At 62.1% G+C, this 23077-nt stretch carries 19 protein-coding genes and 2 tRNA genes; 3 read left to right on the top strand and 18 right to left on the bottom strand.

Translation table 11 applies throughout. From position 1 onward, the window contains the following. Positions 1 to 10: 10 nt before the first annotated feature. From LQ215_RS17030 to rnr, 5 genes are all read right to left on the bottom strand, one after another. Positions 11 to 901 (bottom strand): hypothetical protein, encoded by an 891-nt coding sequence (locus LQ215_RS17030; RefSeq protein ID WP_230151607.1) that lies wholly within the window; start codon positions 899 to 901, stop codon positions 11 to 13. A 36-nt stretch (positions 902 to 937) separates the two neighbouring features. Beyond that, the gene (gene rpsR / locus LQ215_RS17025) at positions 938 to 1168 is read right to left on the bottom strand and encodes a 30S ribosomal protein S18 (RefSeq protein WP_002551829.1); all 231 of its coding nucleotides are present in this window, start codon (positions 1166 to 1168) and stop codon (positions 938 to 940) included. A 28-nt stretch (positions 1169 to 1196) separates the two neighbouring features. Beyond that, positions 1197 to 1625, bottom strand: a complete 429-nt coding sequence (gene rpsF / locus LQ215_RS17020) for a 30S ribosomal protein S6 (RefSeq protein ID WP_003186395.1) — start codon at positions 1623 to 1625, stop codon at positions 1197 to 1199. Positions 1626 to 1930: 305 nt separating this feature from the next. Beyond that, entirely contained in the window at positions 1931 to 2689 is a 759-nt protein-coding gene (rlmB, locus tag LQ215_RS17015) for a 23S rRNA (guanosine(2251)-2'-O)-methyltransferase RlmB (protein ID WP_230151606.1), read from the bottom strand. After that, on the bottom strand, positions 2686 to 5316 hold the full coding sequence (gene rnr / locus LQ215_RS17010; RefSeq protein ID WP_230151604.1) for a ribonuclease R: 2631 nt from the start codon (positions 5314 to 5316) through the stop codon (positions 2686 to 2688). Before rnr ends, rlmB begins: the two co-directional genes overlap by 4 nt. 226 nt (positions 5317 to 5542) lie before the next feature. Between rnr and LQ215_RS17005 the strand changes: the two genes are divergently transcribed. Then, a tRNA-Leu gene (locus LQ215_RS17005) sits at positions 5543 to 5629 on the top strand. A 176-nt stretch (positions 5630 to 5805) separates the two neighbouring features. Then, positions 5806 to 5892, top strand: a tRNA-Leu gene (locus tag LQ215_RS17000). A 216-nt stretch (positions 5893 to 6108) separates the two neighbouring features. On the opposite strand, the gene LQ215_RS16995 is transcribed toward LQ215_RS17000, so the two are convergent. From LQ215_RS16995 to LQ215_RS16940, 12 genes are all read right to left on the bottom strand, one after another. Next, positions 6109 to 8043 (bottom strand): methyl-accepting chemotaxis protein, encoded by a 1935-nt coding sequence (locus LQ215_RS16995; RefSeq protein WP_230151602.1) that lies wholly within the window; start codon positions 8041 to 8043, stop codon positions 6109 to 6111. 151 nt (positions 8044 to 8194) lie between these two features. Further along, positions 8195 to 9487: an adenylosuccinate synthase gene (locus tag LQ215_RS16990; RefSeq protein WP_003186407.1), complete on the bottom strand. Its 1293-nt coding sequence runs from the start codon at positions 9485 to 9487 to the stop codon at positions 8195 to 8197. A 54-nt stretch (positions 9488 to 9541) separates the two neighbouring features. After that, on the bottom strand, positions 9542 to 10729 hold the full coding sequence (locus LQ215_RS16985) for an ATP phosphoribosyltransferase regulatory subunit (protein ID WP_003197238.1): 1188 nt from the start codon (positions 10727 to 10729) through the stop codon (positions 9542 to 9544). Between the two features lie 326 nt (positions 10730 to 11055). Then, positions 11056 to 11925, bottom strand: a complete 870-nt coding sequence (gene hflC, locus LQ215_RS16980) for a protease modulator HflC (protein ID WP_003197230.1) — start codon at positions 11923 to 11925, stop codon at positions 11056 to 11058. Then, a complete protein-coding gene (hflK, locus tag LQ215_RS16975; protein WP_230151600.1) occupies positions 11925 to 13097 on the bottom strand; it encodes an FtsH protease activity modulator HflK in 1173 nt (390 codons plus the stop codon). The genes hflC and hflK overlap by 1 nt, the downstream gene beginning before the upstream one ends. Positions 13098 to 13182: 85 nt before the next feature. Beyond that, positions 13183 to 14484 (bottom strand): ribosome rescue GTPase HflX, encoded by a 1302-nt coding sequence (gene hflX, locus LQ215_RS16970; protein ID WP_003197227.1) that lies wholly within the window; start codon positions 14482 to 14484, stop codon positions 13183 to 13185. 12 nt (positions 14485 to 14496) lie between these two features. Then, positions 14497 to 14757: an RNA chaperone Hfq gene (gene hfq / locus LQ215_RS16965; protein WP_003186419.1), complete on the bottom strand. Its 261-nt coding sequence runs from the start codon at positions 14755 to 14757 to the stop codon at positions 14497 to 14499. Between the two features lie 91 nt (positions 14758 to 14848). After that, the gene (miaA, locus tag LQ215_RS16960; RefSeq protein WP_024618856.1) at positions 14849 to 15820 is read right to left on the bottom strand and encodes a tRNA (adenosine(37)-N6)-dimethylallyltransferase MiaA; all 972 of its coding nucleotides are present in this window, start codon (positions 15818 to 15820) and stop codon (positions 14849 to 14851) included. Beyond that, positions 15820 to 17733: a DNA mismatch repair endonuclease MutL gene (mutL, locus tag LQ215_RS16955; RefSeq protein WP_230151599.1), complete on the bottom strand. Its 1914-nt coding sequence runs from the start codon at positions 17731 to 17733 to the stop codon at positions 15820 to 15822. Before mutL ends, miaA begins: the two co-directional genes overlap by 1 nt. Then, a complete protein-coding gene (locus LQ215_RS16950; protein ID WP_290369134.1) occupies positions 17730 to 19160 on the bottom strand; it encodes an N-acetylmuramoyl-L-alanine amidase in 1431 nt (476 codons plus the stop codon). The genes mutL and LQ215_RS16950 overlap by 4 nt, the downstream gene beginning before the upstream one ends. Before the next feature lie 3 nt (positions 19161 to 19163). Next, positions 19164 to 19631: a tRNA (adenosine(37)-N6)-threonylcarbamoyltransferase complex ATPase subunit type 1 TsaE gene (gene tsaE / locus LQ215_RS16945; RefSeq protein ID WP_003197219.1), complete on the bottom strand. Its 468-nt coding sequence runs from the start codon at positions 19629 to 19631 to the stop codon at positions 19164 to 19166. Then, positions 19619 to 21118, bottom strand: a complete 1500-nt coding sequence (locus LQ215_RS16940) for an NAD(P)H-hydrate dehydratase (RefSeq protein WP_230151598.1) — start codon at positions 21116 to 21118, stop codon at positions 19619 to 19621. Before LQ215_RS16940 ends, tsaE begins: the two co-directional genes overlap by 13 nt. 63 nt (positions 21119 to 21181) lie before the next feature. On the opposite strand from LQ215_RS16940, the gene queG reads away from it, so the two are divergent. Continuing rightward, positions 21182 to 22261 carry a tRNA epoxyqueuosine(34) reductase QueG gene (gene queG / locus LQ215_RS16935; RefSeq protein ID WP_230151597.1) on the top strand — a complete coding sequence of 360 codons (1080 nt, stop codon included), beginning with the start codon at positions 21182 to 21184 and terminating at the stop codon, positions 22259 to 22261. Here queG and LQ215_RS16930 read toward each other — a convergent pair. Beyond that, positions 22243 to 22857, bottom strand: a complete 615-nt coding sequence (locus LQ215_RS16930) for a trimeric intracellular cation channel family protein (protein ID WP_177343157.1) — start codon at positions 22855 to 22857, stop codon at positions 22243 to 22245. The two genes, queG and LQ215_RS16930, sit on opposite strands and share 19 nt — an antisense overlap. Between the last annotated feature and the right edge of the window lie 220 nt (positions 22858 to 23077).

Below are 23077 nucleotides of genomic sequence, written 5' to 3'. Positions count from 1 at the left end.
CCTCTAACTTTTAACCTTCACCGTTCGCGTTGTCGGCGTCTTTCGGCGCCATACGACCGCGAAAATCAATCAGGCTGTCAACGATGGCAATAACCACGAGCAACGGACCGAGCAAGTGCATGAAAGGCAACAACGTCACGTACAGCCCCACCAGCCAGAAAGTGGCCAGTCGTTTCTGCGCCACCAGCCCGTGAATCAGGGCCAGGCCGGCGAAGACCAGCGGTACACTGCACAACGGCAACAGGATCAGTGCATGCAGCCCGAAAAACGGAGCAACACACATGATGGCCAGCAGTGACAGCGCCACGCTCTTGGGGAATCGGATGGCGCGAAATTCGCGACCGAAACCACCGGGGTTATACAACAACGCCTGCCAGTAGCGCCCAAGAATCAGGCACAGCACGCTAAAGATCTGCGACGACAACGCTATCGAGATGATCATCAGCGGAGCGCTAAGGGCGATGAAAAACGCCTTCTGGTCTGCCGAGAAAGTCTCGTAGACCCCACCCATCGCCAGCGGCAGGACGTCTTCAAACGTCTGCGCCAGTGACTCGATGAAGGAACTGAACACAGTTCCCAGGCTCACCGCACACAACAACCCCACGGCCACGCTGCACAGCAGCACACGGTTCCAGGTATGCCCGGCGCGCAGAACCAACGCCAGGCCACAAGCCCCGAGCAACACCAGAAGTGTTGTCGGGTCCTTCAGGAAGTACCAGCTCACCAACGCTGACAACATCCCGATACCCAGGACGCTCAAGGCGTCCGAACCGCGCCGCAGGAGCACAAGGCACCCAGCGGCGGCACTCAACCAGAACAACAGCGGCAATGCCGCGGATCCGGCCACAACCAACGTGGCCTGCACACGTCCCCGCATGATGAAGTCAGCTAAGGCGCGCATGCATTCAATCCCTTACTACTCGTCGACTGCCCGGTCTCAGCGGCCGTGGCTGTCGGTGTAGGCCAGCAGGGCCAGGAAGCGGGCGCGCTTGATAGCGGTGGCCAGCTGACGCTGATAACGAGCTTTGGTACCGGTGATACGGCTTGGAACGATTTTGCCGGTCTCGGATACGTAGGCTTTCAGAGTGTTGAGATCTTTGTAATCGATCTCTTTCACGTCTTCAGCGGTGAAGCGGCAGAATTTACGACGACGGAAGAAACGTGCCATGTGATTGGCTCCTTAAAAGGTCCGTGGATTACTCGTCAGCGTTATCGCTGTTGTCGCTGTCGCTATCGCTGTCATCGCCATCGGCGCTGTCAGAGTGCTCAGGACGGTCGCGACGCTCACGGCGCTCACTGCGGTTTTCTTCAGCCTTGAGCATCTCGGATTGGCCGGTGACGGCTTCTTCGCGACGGATGACCAGGTTACGGATCACTGCATCGTTGTAGCGGAAGTTGTCTTCCAGCTCGGCCAGGGCCTTGCCAGTGCACTCAACGTTCAGCATCACGTAGTGAGCCTTGTGAACATTGTTGATTGCGTAGGCCAGTTGACGACGGCCCCAATCTTCCAGACGGTGGATTTTGCCGCCGTCTTCTTCGATCAGCTTGGTGTAACGCTCAACCATGCCGCCGACTTGCTCGCTTTGATCCGGGTGGACCAAAAAGATGATTTCGTAATGACGCATGAATGCTCCTTACGGGTTGTAGCCTGCCGCTCAAAAACGGTCAGACAAGGAGTGAATGACACTTATGGACTTGTGGACGCTAGACACATAAGTGCCTGCCATCACAGCAAGGGGCGCAATTGTAGAGAAGGGCCGAGGGCGGCGCAAGGCAATTGGCGATTATTTGAACAACCGCCGATCCTTGCCCCGCACAAAACATTGTGGGAGCGAGCTTGCTCGCGATAGCGGCGTGCCAGTCGACATTTCTGGCACTGATACACCGTCATCGCGAGCAAGCTCGCTCCCACATTTGATACGCGTCTGGCTCAGGGCTTTTTGGCGACAGCCTTGACGCTGCGCTGGCGCAGCGCTTCGAACAGGCACACACCGGTCGCCACCGAAACGTTGAGGCTGCTGACGCTACCGGCCATCGGCAGCTTGACCAGGTAATCGCAGTGCTCGCGGGTCAGGCGGCGCATGCCCTTGCCTTCGGCCCCCATGATCAGGATCGTCGGGCCCGTCAGGTCCTGGTCGTAAATACTGACCTCGGCCTCGCCCGCCGTGCCGACTACCCACAAGCCGCGCTGCTGGAGTTTTTCCAGGGTGCGCGCCAGGTTGGTCACCGCCACCAGCGGAATCACTTCCGCCGCGCCACAGGCCACCTTGCGCACTACCGGCGTCAAGGTTGCCGACTTGTCTTTAGGCACGATCACCGCCAGCGCACCGGCCGCATCCGCCGAACGCAGGCAAGCGCCGAGGTTATGCGGGTCGGTCACGCCGTCCAGCACCAGCAGCAGGGGCGCGCCTTCGGTGCGATCGAGCAGTTCGTCGAGCATCGCCTCGCCCCAGACCTGGCTCGGGCTTACGTCCGCAACCACACCCTGGTGAACGCCTTCGACCCACACGTCCATTTCACGACGCTCGGCCTGGCCGATGGCAACCTTGTTTTGGCTGGCCAGTTCGACCAGCGCCTGCACACGCGGCTCGCTGCGACCTTCGGCCAACCACACTTGCTTGACCCGCTTAGGGTGGTGACGCAGCAGTGCTTCTACGGCGTGCACGCCGTAGATTTTTTCCAGACTCATGACTTGGCCTTAGGTTTGCGCGACCCGCCGCTTTTCGCGGGGGCCGAACCCGCTTTTGGCGGGCCTTTACGGTGTTTGCTTGGCTTGCTCGACGGCTTTTCCGCCCCGTGGGACTTTCCCCCAGACGCCGCTTTACCACCGCTTTTGGCTTCGTTGAGCAACTGCTGCTTCAACTCGCGGCTCTTGCGCAGTTCGGCGTTTTTCGCCGCTGCGTCGCTGGGGCGGTAGGCTTCGGGAGCCTTGTCCTTGGCAGACGACCGGCGACCGGCCCTGGCGGGCTCAGGCTCTGACGTTTTTGCAGGAGCGCTTTTGCCCTTGGTCGCAGGCGCTGCGGTCTCGCTGCCACGCTTTTTACGGCCAGTCGGGGCTTGGGCAGGTTTGTCAGACATCCCGAAGTCGATCTTGCGCTCATCGAGGTCGACGCGCATGACCTGCACTTCCACGGTGTCGCCCAGACGGAAGCTGCGACCGGTGCGCTCACCCGCCAGGCGGTGGTGCACTGGATCGAAGTGGTAGTAATCACCCGGCAAGGCGGTGACGTGCACCAAGCCCTCGACGTAGATGTCGGTCAGCTCGACAAACAAACCAAAGCCGGTCACCGCAGTGATCACGCCCGGGAACGACTCGCCCACGCGGTCTTTCATGAACTCGCACTTGAGCCAGTTCACCACGTCGCGGGTGGCTTCGTCGGCGCGACGCTCGCTCATGGAGCACTGCTCGCCCAACTGTTCCAGGCCCGCTTCGTCGTACGGATAGATCCGTGCCTTCGGAATGGTCATGGCACCGGCGCGCTTGACGTGCGGGGTGTTCTGCTTGGAATGGATCACGCTGCGGATCGCGCGGTGCGTGAGCAGGTCCGGGTAACGGCGAATCGGCGAGGTGAAGTGGGTGTACGCCTCGTAATTCAGACCAAAGTGGCCCTGGTTGTCGGCGCTGTACACCGCCTGGCTCAGGGAGCGCAGCATCACGGTCTGGATCACATGGTAATCCGGACGGTCCTTGATGCTGGCCAGCAGTGCCTGGTAATCCTTCGGCGTCGGGCCGTCCTTGCCTTTGTGCAAGGACAGGCCGAGTTCGCCAAGGAAGGCGCGCAGTTTTTCCAGACGCTCCGGCGGCGGGCCGTCGTGCACGCGGTACAACGCAGGAATCTCGTGCTTCTTGAGGAATTCCGCGGTAGCCACGTTGGCCGCCAACATGCACTCTTCGATCAGCTTGTGCGCATCGTTACGAGTCGTCGGGGTGATCGCGGCGATCTTGCGCTCGGAACCGAAGACAATCCGGGTTTCCTGGGTCTCGAAATCGATCGCGCCACGCACGTGGCGGGCCCCCAGCAACACCTTGTACAGCGCGTAAAGCTGCTTGAGGTGCGGCACCACGCCAGCGTATTCGGTACGCAGGGCCTTGGCTTCACTGGTCTTCGGCGTTTCCAGGATGGTGCTGACCTTGTTGTAGGTCAGGCGCGCCTGGGAGTGGATCACCGCTTCGTAGAACTGGTAGTCAGTCATTTCGCCGGTCTTGGAGATGGTCATCTCGCACACCATGGCCAAACGGTCGACTTTCGGATTCAGCGAGCACAGCCCGTTGGACAGCTGCTCAGGCAGCATCGGGATCACGCGCTCAGGGAAATACACGGAGTTGCCGCGCACCTGGGCTTCGTTATCCAGGGCCGAACCGATCTTCACGTAGCTGGACACGTCGGCAATCGCGACGAACAACTTCCAGCCGCCGGAGAACAGGCGCAGTTTGCCAGGCTTGGCTTCGCAATAGACCGCATCGTCGAAGTCGCGGGCGTCTTCACCGTCGATGGTAACGAACGGCAGGTGGCGCAGGTCGATGCGTTTTTCTTTATCTTTCTCTTCAACTTCCGGCTTGAGCTTGGCGGCTTCCTTGAGCACAGCCTCGGGCCAGACGTGAGGAATATCGTAGGTGCGCAGCGCGACGTCGATCTCCATGCCCGGCGCCATGTAGTTGCCGACCACTTCAACGATATCGCCCTGTGGCTGGAAGCGCGCGGTTGGCCAGTGGGTGATTTTCACCTCGACGAACTGACCCACCTTGGCGGCGCCATTACGGCCCGGGGTAATCAGCACTTCCTGCTGGACCTTCGGGTTATCCGGCACAACAAAACCGATACCGCCTTCTTCGAAGTACCGGCCGACGATGGTCTCGTGGGCACGGGACACCACTTCGACGATCACGCCTTCACGACGACCACGACGGTCCAGGCCGGAAACGCGGGCCAGGGCGCGGTCGCCGTCGAACACCAGGCGCATTTGCGCCGGGCTCATGAACAGGTCGTCGCTGCCGTCGTCCGGGATCAGGAAACCGAAGCCGTCACGGTGACCGGCAATGCGGCCCAGGATCAGGTCGAGCTTGTCCACCGGCGCATAGGTGCCGCGTCGGGTGTAGATCAGTTGAGCGTCGCGCTCCATGGCGCGCAGACGGCGGCGCAGGGCTTCGAGTTGGTCCTCGGTGGTCAGACCGAACTCTTCGACCAACTGCTCGCGGCTAGCAGGCGAACCCCGATCGGCGAGATGCGCCAGGATCAGTTCACGGCTAGGAATAGGGTTTTCATATTTTTCCGCTTCACGAGCGGCCTCGGGATCGAGGGACTGCCAATCGGCCATTAGAGAGTTTTCACCTTGTCTATATGCGGGTTAGTTTGGCATAGGCTTAATGAAACGGGAAATTTCAAGCATCCGATCGCTTTTCTAAAGTGATTTGGCCTGCCTTGGAAGCCCGGAAAAGCACCGCTCGTGAAATTTAGCGGTTTTTTTCTCAGGAGGGGTTTACAGTTAAAAAGACGCTCCGTATAGTGCGCGCCATCGACGACGTACACACGATGTCGATATTGCCCAGATGGTGAAATTGGTAGACACGCCAGCTTCAGGTGCTGGTGACCGCAAGGTCGTGGAAGTTCGAGTCTTCTTCTGGGCACCAATTTCGAGCAACAGGTCAATGGCCTGCTGGCTCAACAAAAACCCGCGAAAGCGGGTTTTTGCATTTTTGCCCCCTGCAATTGCGTTTGGCAATTACTAAAACAAAAACAGGGGTTTACAGATTAAAATGCGCTCCGTATAGTGCGCCACATCAACAGCGGCAACGCTGAAGATGCTGCCCAGATGGTGAAATTGGTAGACACGCCAGCTTCAGGTGCTGGTGACCGCAAGGTCGTGGAAGTTCGAGTCTTCTTCTGGGCACCAATTCAAGCTTCAAGGTTACGACCTTGAAACTCACAGAAACCCGCGAAAGCGGGTTTTTGCGTTTCTGGGTTCTGGAAATATATCTGCCCCGCTGAAATCGCTATCGCGAGCAAGCTCGCTCCCACAAGGGATTCATGTCGGACACAACATCTGTATCCACTGAAGATCACCTGTGGGAGCGAGCTTGCTCGCGATGGGGCCAGCCCAGCCGACCGATCAGGCCCTGAACTGCCCCAAACTTGCCTTCAACTGCGCTGCCAGGCTGTCCAGCACTTTGCCACTGGCGGTGGTCTCGACCACGGCCTGGGCCGCTTTCTCGGCCTGGGCGTGAATGGTTTCCACCCGCCCGCGCACCGCTTGCGCACCCTGGGCCTGATGGGCCGCCGCCTGGGTCGCCAGACCGATGGCGGCATGCACCTGTTCTACGGACGCCTGCACCGACTGCTGCAACCGCGCGCTGTCTCGCAGCACCAACAAGCCTTCGCTGGCCTGGCGCCCAGCCTGGCCGATAGCGGCCACCGCTTCGCGAGCCCCTTGCTGCAAGGCCACGATATGCGCCTGGATATCGCCCGTTGAGCTTTGGGTCTTGCTCGCCAGTGCACGCACCTCATCCGCCACCACGGCAAACCCGCGCCCGGTTTCCCCGGCCCGCGCCGCCTCGATGGCCGCGTTCAAGGCCAACAAGTTGGTCTGCTCGGCGATGCCGTGAATCACCGTCAGCACCACTTCGATCTGTTCGCTCTGCTGCGCCAGCCGCTCGATCACTTTCGCCCCGGTGTCCACCTGCCCGGCCAACGCCTCGATCAAGCTACTGACCTTGGCCGAAGTGCGAGTGTTTTCATCGGTGGCCTGGCGGATCTCCACCACCTGCTGCAAAGCCGCCTGCATCGCCTGGCTTTCCGATTGAGCCTCGTCCGCCATTTGCGACAATGCTCGCAGACTCTCGGCCACCTCATCACGCTGCATCCCGGCCGCCGCATCGGCACCGGAGTTGCGCAAGGTCATCGCACCGATTTCCACACCGGTACGCTGGGCCACATCGCCCGCCTCGCGCACGATGGGCTGCAACTTATCCACAAAGCGATTGACCGCTGAGGCCATGTCGCCGATTTCATCCTTGCTGTTGATTTGCACACGCTTGGTCAGGTCACCCTCGCCCGCCGCCAGGTCGTTCATGGCCGCGATCAGCAACTTCAAGCGATTGACCACCCGACGCCCCAGCACCACGGCCAGCAGCACCAGCACGCCGAAGCCCACCAGCGCCAGGCCCAGGCCGATGCGCCAGCGCAAAGTGCCCGCAGCTTCCTGCACGGTGCTGGCGGTATTGGTCTGCATCTGCGTGGCGGTGGCCTGGGCCGACTCCAGGCGACCACGCATGGCGGTGGCACTGTCGGCCGCCGCCCCCTTGAGGCTGTCACCGACCAACTGGTCGCTGCTGGCAATCAAGGCGGAGAAGCGCTGGTCCAATGCCTTCAGGTCGGCTTCAACGGAAGCCGTGGAGACGCCCATCAATACCTTGCCAATCTCCACGCCGTTGGGGCTGATCGAGGCTTCGAGGTAATACACCGACGGGTCGCTCTTCGCCGCATCCAGAACTTTGTCCAACGCCCGCTCGCCCTTGCCTTTATCCAGCAGCGCCTTGTTGATCGGGTTTTCCCGGTTCAGGTAGCGGGTCAGGTGCTCACCACTGGCGTCGTCATAAATGACGAACAGCACATTGGGATTGCGCTGGGCCCGGCGGGCGAATTCGGAGAGGGTCGGTATGTCGCTGTCCCACATGGCGCGTGGCGCGACCGAGGCCAGGAGCTGCGCCATATCATTGGCGGAATCCTTGAGCGATTTCTCAAGTGTCGTGCGCAACTGCGCCTGTTCGTCCTTCAGGCGCGTCGACAAACCGACGGTAAGGCGCTGACGGGTGCTGGCAGACAAACTGTCCAGGCTTGAGGTGACCTCGCGTCCGGCCTGCTCCAGTTCGCCAGACAATTTCTGACTATCCACACCCAGCCGGGCCCCTAGCTCGGCCTCCAGCGCGGTGACTGTGCTTCTAGTCAGCGCGACGGCCACGAGCACTTGCACCAAAAGGGCGATACCCAGGGTAACGAACACAGGCCGCAATAGACGGCTTTGTAACAGTGAGAGAACGGCCGACACAGGGGAATCCCTCTACTAAACGCCATTAAATTGATGGCACTTCAAAGAAGTACTTATTGTTAACGATGCATAGCAAAGGTCGTGCCGTTCGGCAGGCAGATACGACAAAGGCCCCAAACGAGGGGCCTTTGCGTTTTACTTCAACGACTTATCAGGCGAACGGGTGACGCAGAACGATGGTTTCGTTGCGGTCCGGCCCCGTCGAAATAATGTCGATCGGCGCACCGACCAACTCTTCGACGCGCTTGATGTAGTTGCGGGCCGCCACTGGCAGCTCTTCCAGGGTCTTGGCGCCCACGGTCGATTCGGTCCAGCCTGGCATCTGCTCGTACACCGGCTCCAGGCCGATGTAGCTGTCGGCGTCGGTCGGTGCGTCGATGACGGCGCCGTCCTGGTTCTTGTAGCCCACGCAGATGTTGATGGTTTCCAGGCCGTCCAGCACGTCCAGCTTGGTCAGGCACAGGCCCGAGATGCTGTTGACGTCGATGGCGCGACGCAGGATGACGGCATCGAACCAGCCGCAACGACGGGCACGACCGGTGGTAGCACCGAACTCGTGGCCACGCTTGGCCAGGAAAGCGCCGACGTCGTCGAACAGCTCAGTCGGGAACGGACCCGAACCCACGCGAGTGGTGTAGGCCTTGGTGATACCCAGGATGTAGTCCAGGTACATCGGACCGAACCCCGAACCGGTGGCGATGCCGCCGGCGGTGGTGTTGGAGCTGGTGACGTACGGGTAGGTACCGTGGTCGATGTCCAGCAGCGAACCCTGGGCACCTTCGAACATGATGTCCTTGCCGGCGCGACGCAGCTCGTGCAGCTCGGCAGTGACGTCGAGCATCATCGGCTTGAGCAGCTCGGCGTACTCCATGCACTCGTCCAGGGTTTTCTGGAAGTCGATGGCCGGTTCTTTGTAGTAATTGACCAGGACAAAGTTGTGGTAGTCCAGCAACTCGCCCAGCTTGGCGGCGAAACGCTCACGGTGGAACAGGTCGCCAATGCGCAGGCCACGACGGGCTACTTTATCTTCATAGGCCGGGCCGATGCCGCGACCGGTGGTGCCGATCTTCAGCTCGCCACGGGCCTTTTCACGGGCCTGGTCCAGCGCGACGTGATAGGACAGGATCAGCGGGCAGGACGGGCTGATACGCAGGCGCTCGCGCACCGGTACGCCTTTTTCTTCCAGCTTGATGATTTCCCGCAGCAAAGCGTCGGGGGCAACCACCACACCGTTGCCGATCAGGCACTGGACGCCTTCGCGCAGCACGCCCGACGGAATCAGGTGCAGGACGGTTTTTTCACCGTCGATCACCAAGGTGTGACCTGCGTTGTGGCCACCCTGGTAGCGCACTACGGCGGCAGCATGTTCGGTCAGCAGATCAACGATCTTGCCTTTGCCCTCATCACCCCACTGGGTGCCCAGGACTACGACATTCTTACCCATAACACTTGTCCTCATTCGCGCAAACTTGGTGCCGGCCGCAGCCGGCAGGAAAACTCAAGAAGCCAGCGGCAATACTTGCCAAAGCCCGTTCTGCTGAATCAATTGCCGGTCGCAGTCCGCTTCACGGGCGGCGGCCAAAGGTTGCCCAGGCAAAGCCTGGACGACACGCTGACCCTCACTGCGCAACTGGCAGACTGCTTGCCAGAGTGCCGCATCCGTACTGTCAGGCATCCAGATACCGCCAGACGGTAGCTCGACTTCAGCACGCCCCAGGGTCACCAGGGTTTTCAAATCGGTAGAGAAACCGGTCGCCGGACGGGCACGACCAAAGTCGGCACCGATGTCGTCGTAACGGCCGCCCTGGGCGATGGACTGGCCCACGCCCGGGACGAACACGGCAAACACGACACCTGTGTGGTAGTGATAACCGCGCAATTCACCCAGGTCGAAATACAGCGGCAACTCGGGGAAACGCACCGACAGACGCTCGGCAATCGCCAGCAAGTCGTCCAGCGCCGCCAACACAGGCGCCGGCGCGTGGGCCAGGCGTTCACGGGCAGCGGCCAATACTTCACGTCCGCCACACAGGCCCACCAGCGCCCGCAGCATGTCCGACAGATCGGCCGGCAGGCCCTCGGTCAGGCTGATGACTTCGTCGATGGCCTTGCGCTGCAGGGCATCGAACAGCTGTTGCTCCACTTCGCCGGACAAACCGGCCGCACGGGCCAGGCCGCGATAGATGCCGACATGCCCCAGATCCATGTGGACATCCGGCACGTCAGCCAGTTGCAGCATGGCCAACATCAGGCTGATGACTTCTACGTCGCTGCTCGGGCTGGCGTCGCCATATAACTCGGCGCCCAACTGGATCGGGCTGCGCGAAGACGACAAGGCCCGCGGCTGGGCATGCAGCACACTGCCGGCGTAGCACAGGCGGCTCGGACCTTCACGGCGCAGGGTGTGGGCGTCGATGCGCGCCACTTGCGGCGTGATGTCGGCACGAAAGCCCATCTGCCGGCCCGACTGCGGGTCGATAACCTTGAAGGTGCGCAGGTCCAGGTCCTGGCCCGCGCCGGTGAGCAGGGATTCCAGGTACTCGATATGCGGGGTGACGACGAACTCGTAACCCCAACTCTGGAACAGATCCAACACCTGCCGACGCGCTACTTCGATACGCGCAGCTTCCGGTGGCAGTACTTCTTCGATGCCATCTGGCAGCAGCCAGCGGTCTACCGTTGCCATTACGCCATTCCCCTATGGTCCGGGCGGCCAGCTTTCGGGCTGGCCTTGAGTGAAGCAGAAAATGCCTGCGCCAGGCGCGCGTCATGGACAAAAAACGCGCAAGAGCGACGTGACGAATGGCCCGCAATCGGCCTCGCCCAGCACTTCCCTCGAAAAACCTGTCGGGTCGTTCAACCCGACGCCTGCACCTCATACACAGCAATCAAACGTGCAGACGCAAAAAAGCCGGGAATTTCCCGGCTGCCGCATCATACACACGTTTTCCCAAAGGATCACCCCGCCCGACGCTTTAGCCGCCGGGCGGAGTGCCTCAGGTCAACGCCGCATCAAGGCTTGGCCTTTTCCAGGTAGCGGAAGAAGTCGCTGCTTGGGTCCAGGACCATGACGTCGGATTTGTTCGCAAAGCTTTCGCGGTAAGCACGCAGGCTACGGTAGAACCCGTAGAACTCCTGGTCCTGGCCATAAGCCTTAGAGTAGATCGCAGCGGCCTGGGCATCACCATCACCACGCACCTCTTCCGATTCACGATAGGCTTCGGCCAGCAGTACACGGCGTTGACGATCGGCGTCGGCACGGATGCCCTCGGCCAGCTCGTTACCCTTGGCGCGGTGCTCACGGGCTTCACGCTCACGCTCGGTGCTCATCCGCTCGAACACGCTGCGGTTCACTTCCTTCGGCAGGTCGATGGCCTTGACCCGGACATCGACCACTTCGATACCCAGCTCTTTTTCCGCCATCGTGTTCAGCGAACGGGTGATGTCGGCCATGAGCGCATCACGCTCACCGGACACCACTTCATGCAATGTGCGCTTACCGAACTGGTCACGCAGGCCCGATTCCAGACGACGGGACAGGCGCTCGTCGGCGATCTGCTTCAGGCCCGAGGTCGCGGTGTAGAAGCGCTCGGCATCCTTCACGCGCCACTTGGCATAGGCATCCACCATCACGGCTTTCTTTTCCAGCGTCAGGAAGCGCTGGGTCGGCGCATCCAGCGTCATCAGGCGGCCGTCGAACTTGCGCACCTTGTTGACGTACGGCACCTTCACATGCAGCCCCGGCTGGACATCAGCCTGGACCACGCGACCGAATTGCAGCAACACCGCGCGCTCGGTCTGAGCCACGATGTAGAAGCAGTTCCAGGCAGCGATCGCCACGACGACACCGACAATAAGGGCGATCAGCGATTTATTGCTCATCAGCGACTCTCCCTGGTACGTGCTTGCTGTTGCTGCAGGTCCGCCGCCGCACGAGCGTTGGCTTCATTGCTGGCGGCCGCCGAACTGGTCGCTGGCGTGCTGGTGTTACGCCCGCTCTCGACCATCTTGTCCAGCGGCAGGTACAGCAGATTGCTCTGGCCGTTCTTGTTGCCGGTCACGAGGACCTTGCTGGTGTTGCTGAAGACTTCCTGCATGGTGTCCAGGTACAGACGCTCGCGGGTGACTTCTGGAGCCTTGCGATACTCGGCCACCAGCTTGGTGAAACGATCAGCCTCACCCTTGGCACGGGAGACCACTTCGTCACGGTAACCGTTGGCATCCTCGATGATGCGCTGGGCCTGACCACGGGCTTCCGGCACGACGCCGTTGGCATAGGTTTCGGCCTGGTTGCGCGAACGCTGCTCGTCTTCACGGGCGCGGATCACGTCGTCGAAGGCTTCCTGGACCTCACGCGGGGCTGCCGCGCTCTGGACGTTGACCTGGGTAACGGTGATGCCGGTGCGATAGGTATCGAGGAACCGTTGCAGGCGCTCCTTGATTTCGCTGGCCATCAGCTCACGGCCTTCGGTCAGCACCTGGTCCATGGCGGTGGAACCCACCACATGGCGCAAGGCACTTTCGGTCGCGTGCTGCAGGCTGGTTTCAGGCTGATCGACGTTCAGCACGAAGTCCTGCAGGTTGGTGATCTTGTACTGCACGGTCAGCGGCACTTCGACGATGTTCTCGTCTTCGGTCAGCATCTGGCCTTGCTTGGTGTACGCCCGCTCACGCGTGACGTTTTCCAGGTACTTCTGGTCGATCGGCGGGAAATAGATATTCAGGCCCGGCCCAACCGTCTCGTAGTACTTGCCGAAGCGCAGCACCACGGCCTGCTCCTGCTCGTCCACGACATAGACCGCGCTGTACAGCCAGACAGCCGCGAGCACGACCAGACCGATGCCGAGCAGGCCGAAACCGCCGCCCTTGCCCGAACGACCGCCGCCATCGTCACCGCGTTTTTTACCACCACCGAACAAACCGTTCAGGCTTTCCTGCAGCTTTCGGAAGGCCTCGTCGAGATCCGGCGGCCCCTTGCGGTCGCCGTTGTTACGACGTTTGCCACCCCAAGGATCCTGATTATTCGAGTTGCCACCCGGCTCATTCCAAGCCATAGCGCTCTCCATCTGATAAAGCAAAGACGCACCCACGGCGCGCCGACCAATGCTACAGAATGCCTGACACAGCTTTCTCAGGCTTTTATTGCAAAGTGTGTTGCTCGATGAATTCCATCGGTTGCAGCCCTTCGCGGCTGACCAGCCGGTTGAGCTCCGCCCGAGGCAGGCGAACAGCCAGCAGGCAGACGCCTTCGTCGTCGTGTTCTTCTTTTTGCACGGCCCCCAGCTCAAAGAACTGGGCTCGCAGCCGGGCGAAACGTTGCGGCAACTTCAAGGTGCCGACAAACAGATCGTTGCCCAGCAACTCGGCCACCGCCTGCTTGAGCAGGTCCAGGCCGGTGCCATCACGAGCCGATAGCCAGACCCGTTGCGGCTTGCCATCGGCATCGCGCTGGATCTGCGGCTCCACGCCTTCGAGCAAATCGAGTTTGTTGTATACCTCAAGGATCGGCAAGTCCTGGGCCCCGATCTCGCCCAGTACCACCATCACCTGCTCGATCTGCAGCATCCGGTCCGGTTCAGCGGCATCGATCACGTGCAGCAGCAGGTCGGAGTTGCTCGACTCTTCGAGCGTAGCCCGGAAAGCCTCGACCAGCTTATGCGGCAGGTGACGGATGAAGCCCACGGTGTCGGCCAGCACGATCGGCCCGAGGTCGTCCAGGTCGAGCCGGCGCAGGGTCGGGTCGAGCGTGGCGAACAATTGGTCGGCGGCGTAGACGTCGGATTGGGTGACGTTATTGAACAGGGTCGATTTGCCGGCGTTGGTATAGCCCACCAGTGAAACCGTCGGGATATCCGCGCGCTTGCGGCCGCGTCGTGACTGCTCGCGCTGGCTGCGGACCTTTTCCAGACGCCCCTTGATCTGGCGCAGGCGCACCCGCAACAGGCGCCGGTCGGTTTCCAGCTGGGTTTCACCCGGGCCGCGCAGGCCGATACCGCCCTTCTGCCGCTCAAGGTGAGTCCAGCCGCGAACCAGCCGCGTACTCATGTGCTCAAGCTGGGCCAGTTCGACCTGGAGCTTGCCTTCATGGGTGCGGGCGCGTTGGGCGAAAATATCGAGAATCAGCCCCGTACGGTCGATCACGCGACACTCGAAGACACGTTCGAGGTTGCGCTCCTGACTGGGCGTGAGGATGTGATTGAAAATCACCAGATCGACCTGTTCGGCCTTGACCAGGTCGCGCAACTCCTCGACCTTGCCACTGCCGATCAGGAACTTGGCGGTTGGCCGATGACGCGGCACGTTGAAAAACGCGACGGTCTCGGCGCCGGCCGAAAGTGCCAATTCCTGAAACTCCTGCGGATCTTCGCGCGCCTCAGGGTCCTGTCCATCCAAGTGAACGAGAATGGCCCGTTCACCACCACCGTGGCGCTCAAAGAACAAAGGAGGCTCCTATCAGGCGTTACCTGGTTCAGCGTCACCGCCTTCGGATTCGGTTGCGCTAGGCAGACGAATTGGACGAACAGGCACGACTGTCGAGATCGCGTGCTTGTAGACCATTTGGCTGACGGTGTTTTTCAGAAGGATGACGAACTGGTCGAAAGACTCGATCGTGCCTTGCAGTTTGATCCCGTTGACCAGATAGATGGACACCCCAACTTTCTCTTTACGTAAAGTGTTCAAGTAAGGGTCTTGTAGCGAATGCCCTTTTGACATGTGCCGCACTCCTTTAAGGATCAATAATAAAAATCGGAATCAGATGGCTTGGGCCGTCACACCCCCAAGGATAGACGGCAATTGCAAGGACTCAGCTCAATATGGAGATGGTCCCGAGGTATTTCAAGGCGCGTGGCAGATTGTCGCAATCGAGACTGTCGAGCCAATGCAGGTCAGTCCAGCTGCGCAGCCAGGTGAACTGGCGTTTCGCCAATTGGCGCGTGGCAATGATCCCACGCTCCTGCATCTCGGCTGACGTCAGCTTGCCGTCCAGGTAATCCCAGACTTGTCGATAACCTACCGCACGTATAGACGGCAACCCGGCGTGCAGGTCACTTCGCTCACGCAGGGCTACGACCTCGTCTATGAACCCCTGTTCCAACATTAATGTGAATCTTTGTTCAATTCGCCGATGCAGCACTTGCCGGTTCGCCGGAGCGATGGCCAGATTCGCGACAGTATAGGGCAATTGTTGCAGTCCCGAAGCGGCTGCTTCAGTACTTTGCGCAGATTGTCGCTGGCGCAGGGCCGTCATGCTCTGGCCGCTGACCCGATAAACCTCAAGGGCCCGACTGAGCCGCTGCGGGTCATTGGGGTGAATACGCGCCGCCGATTCCGGGTCGATGATCGCCAATTGCTCGTGCAGGGCTTGCCAGCCGAGGCGCGCAGCCTCTTCTTCGATCTGCGCACGCACCTCTGGATCGGCTGCCGGCATGTCCGCCAGCCCCTCGACCAAGGCCTTGTAATACAGCATCGTGCCGCCCACCAGCAGCGGAATCTTGCCCCGCGCGGTGATCTCGGCCATGGCCTGGAGTGCGTCACGGCGGAAATCGGCCGCCGAATACGCCTCGGCCGGGTCGAGGATGTCGATCAAGCGATGGGGAAATTCGGCCAGCAGTTCTTTCGACGGCTTGGCAGTGCCGATGTCCATGCCACGGTAGACCAGGGCCGAATCGACGCTGATCAACTCGCAGGGCAGGACCTTGGTCAATTCGATGGCCAGGTCGGTCTTGCCGGCGGCGGTCGGGCCCATCAGGAAAATCGCGGGTGGCAACTGGCTCATCAACGACCGCGCAGGAACAGTTTGTCCAGGTCGTCCAGGCCCAATTGGGTCCAGGTCGGCCGGCCATGGTTGCATTGACCGCTGCGCTCGGTGTTTTCCATGTCCCGCAGCAGGCCGTTCATTTCCGGCAGGGCCAGGCGCCGGTTGGCGCGGATCGCGCCGTGGCAGGCCATGGTGCCCAGCAGTTCGTTCAGGTGCGCCTGGATGCGGTCGCTGGTGCCGTATTCCATCAAGTCCGCCAGCACGTCGCTGACCAGGCGATTGGCCTCGGCCTGTTTCAACAAGGCCGGGATCTGACGGATCGCCAGGGTTTCCGGGCCCAGGCGCTGCAATTCGAAGCCCAGGCGCTGGAACCAGGCCACATGCTCTTCGGCGCAATCGGCTTCACGCTGGCTGACGGCCAGGGATTCGGGCACCAACAGTGGCTGGCCGCTCAAGCCTTCGCTGGCCATGGCGATTTTCAGCCGCTCGTACATGATTCGCTCATGGGCGGCGTGCATGTCCACCAGGACCAGGCCCTGGGCATTTTCCGAGAGGATATAAATGCCTTTGAGTTGCGCCAGGGCATAGCCCAGCGGCGGGATATCGCCTTGGCCGTCGGGCATCGCCGCCGCCCCGGCTTCCGGCAAGGGCTTGAAGAACTCGCGATAGGCCGCCTGCGCCTCGGCTGCCGGTACGTTGGATTGCGGGCGCGGGGTGTATTGATACTGATAGCCGCTGCCGGCACCGCTTCCGGCGGTGTTGTAGCTCGGCTGGGGCTGGGGCTGTTCCAGCAGTGCGTTGGCCGCCAGGCGCATCTCGCCCTGGGGCCCGAATTCGCCAGCGTCCAATCCCGTTGGCCGGACCATGGCGCCCACTGCCGCCGGCGCCGCCAGTTGATCTTCCGGGCGCACATCGCCCAAGGCGCGGTGCAAGGTGCCGTAGAGGAAATCGTGGACCATGCGGCCGTCACGGAAACGCACCTCATGCTTGGTCGGGTGCACGTTGACGTCCACCACGGCCGGGTCGACTTCGAAAAACAGCACGAAGGTCGGATGCCGGCCATTGAACAGCACGTCGCGATACGCCTGGCGCACCGCGTGGGCCACCAGCTTGTCGCGTACCGCCCGACCGTTCACGTAGAAATACTGCAAGTCCGCCTGGCTGCGGGAAAAGGTCGGCAACCCGACCCAACCCCACAGGTGCAGGCCATTGCGCTCCACCTCGATGGGCAATGCCTGCTCCAGGAAACCTGCGCCACACACTGCGCCGACACGGCGGGCGCGGGCCGCATCATCGTGGGCCTCGTGCAGGCTGAGGATGGTCTTGCCGTTGTGGCGCAAATGGAAGGCCACGTCAAAACGCGCCAGGGCCAGGCGCTTGATGACTTCTTGCAGATGATCGAATTCGGTCTTCTCGGCCTTGAGGAACTTGCGCCGGGCCGGGGTGTTGAAGAACAGGTCGCGCACTTCCACCGAGGTGCCCACCGGATGGGCCGCAGGCTGCACGCGGGAGGCCATGTCCCGGCCCTCGGTCTCGACCTGCCAGGCCTGCTCGGCGTCGCGGGTGCGGGAGGTGAGGGTCAGGCGCGACACCGAACTGATGGACGCCAGCGCCTCGCCCCGAAACCCCAGGCTCATGACCCGCTCAAGGTCTTCCAGGTCGCGGATCTTGCTGGTGGCGTGACGCGCCAGGGCCAGCGGCAGGTCGTCGGAAGAAATACCGCCACCGTCATCGCGAACCCGCAGCAGCTTGACGCCGCCCTGCTCGACGTCCACGTCGATGCGCTTGGCCCCCGAGTCAAGGCTGTTTTCCAGCAGTTCCTTGATGACCGACGCCGGGCGCTCGACCACTTCACCGGCGGCGATCTGGTTCGCCAGCCGGGGGCTGAGCAGCTCGATGCGGGCGGTGCTGCCGATCACTTCATCGCTCATTGCTGGACCGCCACTTCATTGCCCGGAATGGTCAAGGTCTGGCCGATCTTGAGCTCGTCGCTCTTGAGGTTGTTGGCGCTGCGCAAGGTCGCGGGCGACACCTGGTAGCGCACGGCGATCATCGCCAGGGTTTCGCCGGGGCTGACCCGATGATCCCGCGGGCCCTGGACGATCTTGCCGGAGTCGCGCAGCCAGGCAATGTAGGTGCCTGGCGGTGGGTTTTGCTGGAAGAACTGCCGCACGCCGCTGCTGATGGAACGGGCCAGCGCCTGCTGGTGGTTGGAAGACGACAGCTTGGACGCTTCGTTGGCGTTGGAGATGAAGCCGGTTTCCACCAGGATCGACGGGATATCCGGCGACTTGAGCACCATGAACCCGGCCTGCTCGACGCGCTGCTTGTGCAGCGGCGTGACACGACCGATGTTGCTCAGGACTTTCTGGCCGACGTTCAGGCTGGAGGTCAACGAGGCCGTCATCGACAAATCGAGCAATACACCGGCGAGCATCCGGTCCTTGTCGTCGAGGCTGACGTTACCTGCACCGCCGATCAGGTCGGAACGGTTTTCGCTGTCGGCCAGCCAACGGGCGGTCTCGGATGTGGCACCGCGGTCGGACAGGGCAAACACCGAGGCCCCGAACGCAGCCGCCGAAGGCGCGGCGTCGGCGTGGATGGAAACGAACAGGTCGGCGCCTTTCTTGCGGGCGATTTCGGTACGCCCACGCAAGGGAATGAAGTAGTCGCCGGTACGGGTCAGTTCAGCGCGGAAGCCCTTCATGCCGTTGACCTGGCGCTGCAATTCGCGGGCAATGGACAGCACCACGTCTTTTTCCCGCTGCCCGCGCGAGCCCGAGGCGCCTGGGTCTTCGCCGCCGTGACCGGCGTCGATCACCACAATGATGTCGCGCTTGCCGGCCGGGGCCGGTGGCAGCTTGAGCGCAGGTTCGGTCGGGGTCACCGGCACCGCCGGTACCGTGGCGACATTGGTCGGCGGCGGTGGAGGGGGCGCCGCATCGGCCGGGTTGTCGAACAGGTCCACCACCAGCCGGTTGCCGTATTGGGCGTTGGGGGCCAGGGTGAAGCTTTTCGGGGTCACGGCCTTTTTCAGGTCGATGACCACCCGCAGGTCGGTCGGCGTACGCTGGGCCGAGCGCATCGCGGTAATCGGCGTGTTGGCGGTCGCTACGTTCAATGGCGCGCCCAGGGACGCACCGTTGATGTCGATCACCAGGCGATCCGGGGCGGTCAGGGTGAATACGCTGTGCTGCACCGGGCCCGTCAGGTCGAACACCAGCCGTGTGTTATCCGGCGCCCGCCAAAGGCGAACGCTGTTGACCTTTGTCTCGGCCACAGCATCGACGGCCAGTGCCGTAAGCAACAGTCCTACGACAGCAACCACCGCGCGAAAGCGCATACCAAACCCCATCATCAATTAGTTTTCCAATGCCAAAGCGGCACACCACGACTCGCCACGCGAGCCTTGCGGCGTCAGTTTCAGCGAACGCCCGCCGTTCTGCGCGCCAATGGTAATGGTCAGGTCGGGCTTTGGCAAAAAGCCTGCACCCTTCTGGGGCCATTCGATCAGGCACAACGCGTCATCTTCGAAATAATCGCGGATGCCGAGGAACTCCAGTTCTTCAGGATCCACCAGTCGATACAAGTCGAAATGGAAGGCGCGAATGTCGCCGATCTCGTAGGGCTCGACCAGGGTGAACGTCGGGCTCTTGACGGAGCCAACGTGCCCAAGGCCGCGAATGATGCCACGGGACAGGGTGGTTTTCCCCGCGCCGAGGTCGCCTTCGAGAAAAATCAGGCCGTGGCCGGCGGTGATCTGCGCGATGCGGGCGCCAAATTGGGTCATGGCTTGTTCGTCCGCCACGTACAGGGTTACTTCAGACACGGTGAATGCTCCTCCAACAACTGACGAATGGCCGGAATCAGATCGGTGGCCGCCACCCCCCGCCCCGACCGACCGGCCTGGGCGCCGGCGTTGGCATGCAGCCAGACCGCCAGGCACGCGGCCTCGAACCCCGCCATGCCCTGGGCGAGCAAGGCGCCGACCACGCCGGCCAGCACATCCCCCAGACCTGCCGTGGCCATGGCCGGATGGCCCTGGCTGCAAACCGCCAGGCGACCGTCCGGGCTGGCAATCAGGCTGCCGGCGCCCTTGAGGATCACCGTGGCGGTGTATTTCTGGCTCAATGCATGGGCTGCCGCTGGGCGATCGGCCTGCACCTGGGCAGTGGATAACGCCAACAACCGCGCCGCCTCGCCCGGGTGCGGGGTGATGACACACTGCTCAGGCAGGCGAACCTCGCCGCTGCTCAGCAGGTTCAGCGCATCGGCATCCCACACTTGCGGCAGCGGCGCATTGGCCGCCGCCGACAACAGGCTGCGCCCCCACGCGGCCTGGCCCAGGCCCGGCCCGACCACCAGCACGCTGGCCTGCTGGAGCAAGCCCATCAATTGGTTCGCCGAATGGGTGCCTTGCACCATCACTTCCGGCAAACGCGTCAGCGCAGCGGATACGTGCTCGCTGCGGGTCGCCATCGAAACCATCCCCGCACCGCAGCGCAGGGCGCTTTCAGCGCTCATCTGGATAGCACCGCCAAAGCCCCGGTCGCCACCGATCAACAGCACGTGACCGAACTTGCCTTTGTGGGACGTGGCGGCGCGAGGCGTCAGACGCGGCAGATTATGGAGTGAGAGCAATCGGGCACTGGCCGGTGCCGCGTCAACAATATCTGGATCGGCGTGCAGATCGTTGAACACCAGCTCACCGACCCGATCCGCCGCTTCGCCGGTAAACAGGCCCAGCTTCAAGCCAATAAAGGTCACGGTCAGGTCGGCCACCACCGCGGTGCCCAGCACCCGACCGGTGTCGGCGCACAACCCCGAGGGGATATCCACCGCCGCGACCGGCAGGCCGCTGACATTGATCGTATCGATCGCCCGCACATAAGGCTCGCGCACTTCACCACTCAGGCCCGTGCCGAGCAGCGCATCCAGCAACACGCCGCGCAACTCTGCCTCATCCGACCACGGTTCCATCGGCACGCCCACCGCCACCGCCTCGGCGTGGGCATTGGCGGCGTCGCCCTGCAAGCGCCGGGGTTCGCCCACCGTCAGCACCCGCACCGTCCAGCCGGCGCGCCGGGCCAGGGTCGCGACCAGGTAGCCATCGCCAGCGTTGTTGCCATGCCCGGCCAGCACCGTCAGCTCGCGGGCGTCAGGCCAGCGCCGGACGATCGCCCGCCAGGTGGCGCGGGCGGCGCGCTGCATCAATTCGAAACCGGCGGTGCCGGCCGCAATCAGTTGTGCGTCGAGGGCCCGGACCTGCGCGGCGCTGTACAGCGCGTCGGGAAAATCATCTTTAGTGTGCGGCATGCGTCTTCGGGCTCCGATGTCTGGCAGAATTATACGCATCTCAGCTCTGGTTTCTCTCGCCTCATGCCTGCCATTCCCACAGACCTCCCCGCCCTCGCCCAATCCATCAAGGAGTGGGGCCGCGAGCTGGGCTTCCAGCAAGTCGGCATCAGCGGCCTGGACCTTGCCGAGCATGAACAGCACCTGCAACGCTGGCTCGATGCCGGCTACCACGGCGAAATGGACTATATGGGCGCCCACGGCAGCAAACGCTCGCACCCCGAGGAACTGGTGCCGGGTACGCTACGGGTGGTTTCCCTGCGCATGGACTACCTGTCGGGCGACACGCACATGGCGCAGATGCTCGGCCAACCGGAGAAAGCCTACGTCTCGCGTTATGCATTGGGCCGCGATTACCACAAATTGATCCGTAAACGTGTGCAGCAACTGGCAGAAAAAATTCAGGCGGTGATCGGTCCCTTTGGTTATCGCGCCTTCGTCGACAGCGCGCCGGTCCTGGAAAAAGCCATCGCCGAACAGGCCGGCCTGGGCTGGATCGGTAAAAACACCCTGGTGTTGAACCGCAAGGCCGGCAGCTATTTCTTCTTGAGCGAGCTGTTTGTCGACCTGCCGCTGCCGGTGGACCCGCCCCATGCCAGCGAACATTGCGGAAAATGCACCGCGTGCCTGGACATCTGTCCTACAAATGCCTTCGTCGGGCCCTACGTGCTCGATGCCCGCCGCTGCATTTCCTACCTGACCATCGAGCTGAAAAGCGCCATCCCCGAAGAGCTGCGGCCATTGATCGGCAACCGGGTGTTCGGCTGCGACGACTGCCAGATCGTCTGCCCATGGAACCGCTTCGCCCGGCCGTCCGGGGAAAGCGACTTCAAGCCACGGCACAACCTGGACAATGCCGGGCTGGCTGAGCTGTTCATGTGGGACGAGGACAAATTTCTCAGCAGCACCGAAGGCTCGCCCCTGCGCCGTGCCGGTTACGAGCGCTGGCTGCGCAACCTGGCGGTGGGCCTGGGTAATGCGCCGTCAACGATTCCCGTGCTGCAAGCGCTGCAGGCGCGGCGCGACTACCCGTCGGAGCTGGTGCGCGAGCACGTGGAATGGGCGTTGCGGCAACATGCCGAGCGTCAAACCTCGTCGTTGTAGACGAACTTCGGCATTTCCCAGTGAAAACGAATCGCCAGGAGCCGCAACAGAAAACCGCCGAACAACGTGATAAGGATCGCCTGTTCGCTCGGCAGTTGCAGGAAGACGCACAGCAGGTAACACCACGCCGCGGCAAACGAAACGCTGGCGTAGAGCTCGCGACGGAAGATCAGCGGAATATCGTTGCAGAAAATGTCCCGCAGAATACCGCCGAACACCCCAGTGATCACCCCGCTGACCGACGCCACCAACATGCCATGGCCCATTTCCAGGGCCGTCATGCAGCCGATCAGGGTGAACGCCACCAGCCCCGCGGCATCGAGCACCAGGAACAACGAGCGCAAATGCCGCATCCAGCGCGCCAGGAACACCGTCAGCATCGCCGCTGCGGTGGTCAGCACCAGGTATTCGGGGTGCTTGACCCACGTAAGCGGGTAATGCCCGAGCAGCACGTCGCGCACCGAACCGCCACCCAGCGCCGTGACACAGGCGATCAGCACCACGCCGAACCAGTCCATGCCCCGACGCCCGGCAGACAAGGCGCCAGTCATGGCTTCAGCGGTGATGGCGATCAGATAGAGCATCAGCAACATGATGGCGGTCCTTACGAGAAGGCGCGCAGTCTAGCCATTTCGGGCAGGCACCAAAAGAGGGCAAGGCAACGTCTTCTGCCTGAGCGCCATGCCGCCAAGTTCAAACTACCCCCTGTGGCGAGGGAGCTTGCTCCCGCTCGGCTGCGCAGCAGTCGCCAAACCGGACAACTCGGTCTACCTGAAGCTGTTGGGGCCTGCTGCGCAGGCCCCAACAGCTTCAGGT

The organism is Pseudomonas brassicacearum (assembly GCF_918698105.1).
Lineage (GTDB): Bacteria > Pseudomonadota > Gammaproteobacteria > Pseudomonadales > Pseudomonadaceae > Aquipseudomonas > Aquipseudomonas brassicacearum_F.
The sequence above is the reverse complement of the archived record's forward strand: the minus strand, read 5'-3'. Positions and strand labels throughout refer to the sequence as shown.

Coding starts and splice junctions, on each gene's coding strand:
- LQ215_RS17030 (WP_230151607.1), bottom strand. CDS start 901: ATGCGCGCCTTAGCTGACTTCATCATGCGGGGACGTGTGCAGGCCACG.
- rpsR (WP_002551829.1), bottom strand. CDS start 1,168: ATGGCACGTTTCTTCCGTCGTCGTAAATTCTGCCGCTTCACCGCTGAA.
- rpsF (WP_003186395.1), bottom strand. CDS start 1,625: ATGCGTCATTACGAAATCATCTTTTTGGTCCACCCGGATCAAAGCGAG.
- rlmB (WP_230151606.1), bottom strand. CDS start 2,689: ATGAGTCTGGAAAAAATCTACGGCGTGCACGCCGTAGAAGCACTGCTG.
- rnr (WP_230151604.1), bottom strand. CDS start 5,316: ATGGCCGATTGGCAGTCCCTCGATCCCGAGGCCGCTCGTGAAGCGGAA.
- LQ215_RS16990 (WP_003186407.1), bottom strand. CDS start 9,487: ATGGGTAAGAATGTCGTAGTCCTGGGCACCCAGTGGGGTGATGAGGGC.
- LQ215_RS16985 (WP_003197238.1), bottom strand. CDS start 10,729: ATGGCAACGGTAGACCGCTGGCTGCTGCCAGATGGCATCGAAGAAGTA.
- hflC (WP_003197230.1), bottom strand. CDS start 11,925: ATGAGCAATAAATCGCTGATCGCCCTTATTGTCGGTGTCGTCGTGGCG.
- hflK (WP_230151600.1), bottom strand. CDS start 13,097: ATGGCTTGGAATGAGCCGGGTGGCAACTCGAATAATCAGGATCCTTGG.
- hfq (WP_003186419.1), bottom strand. CDS start 14,757: ATGTCAAAAGGGCATTCGCTACAAGACCCTTACTTGAACACTTTACGT.
- miaA (WP_024618856.1), bottom strand. CDS start 15,820: ATGAGCCAGTTGCCACCCGCGATTTTCCTGATGGGCCCGACCGCCGCC.
- mutL (WP_230151599.1), bottom strand. CDS start 17,733: ATGAGCGATGAAGTGATCGGCAGCACCGCCCGCATCGAGCTGCTCAGC.
- LQ215_RS16950 (WP_290369134.1), bottom strand. CDS start 19,160: ATGATGGGGTTTGGTATGCGCTTTCGCGCGGTGGTTGCTGTCGTAGGA.
- LQ215_RS16940 (WP_230151598.1), bottom strand. CDS start 21,118: ATGCCGCACACTAAAGATGATTTTCCCGACGCGCTGTACAGCGCCGCG.
- queG (WP_230151597.1), top strand. CDS start 21,182: ATGCCTGCCATTCCCACAGACCTCCCCGCCCTCGCCCAATCCATCAAG.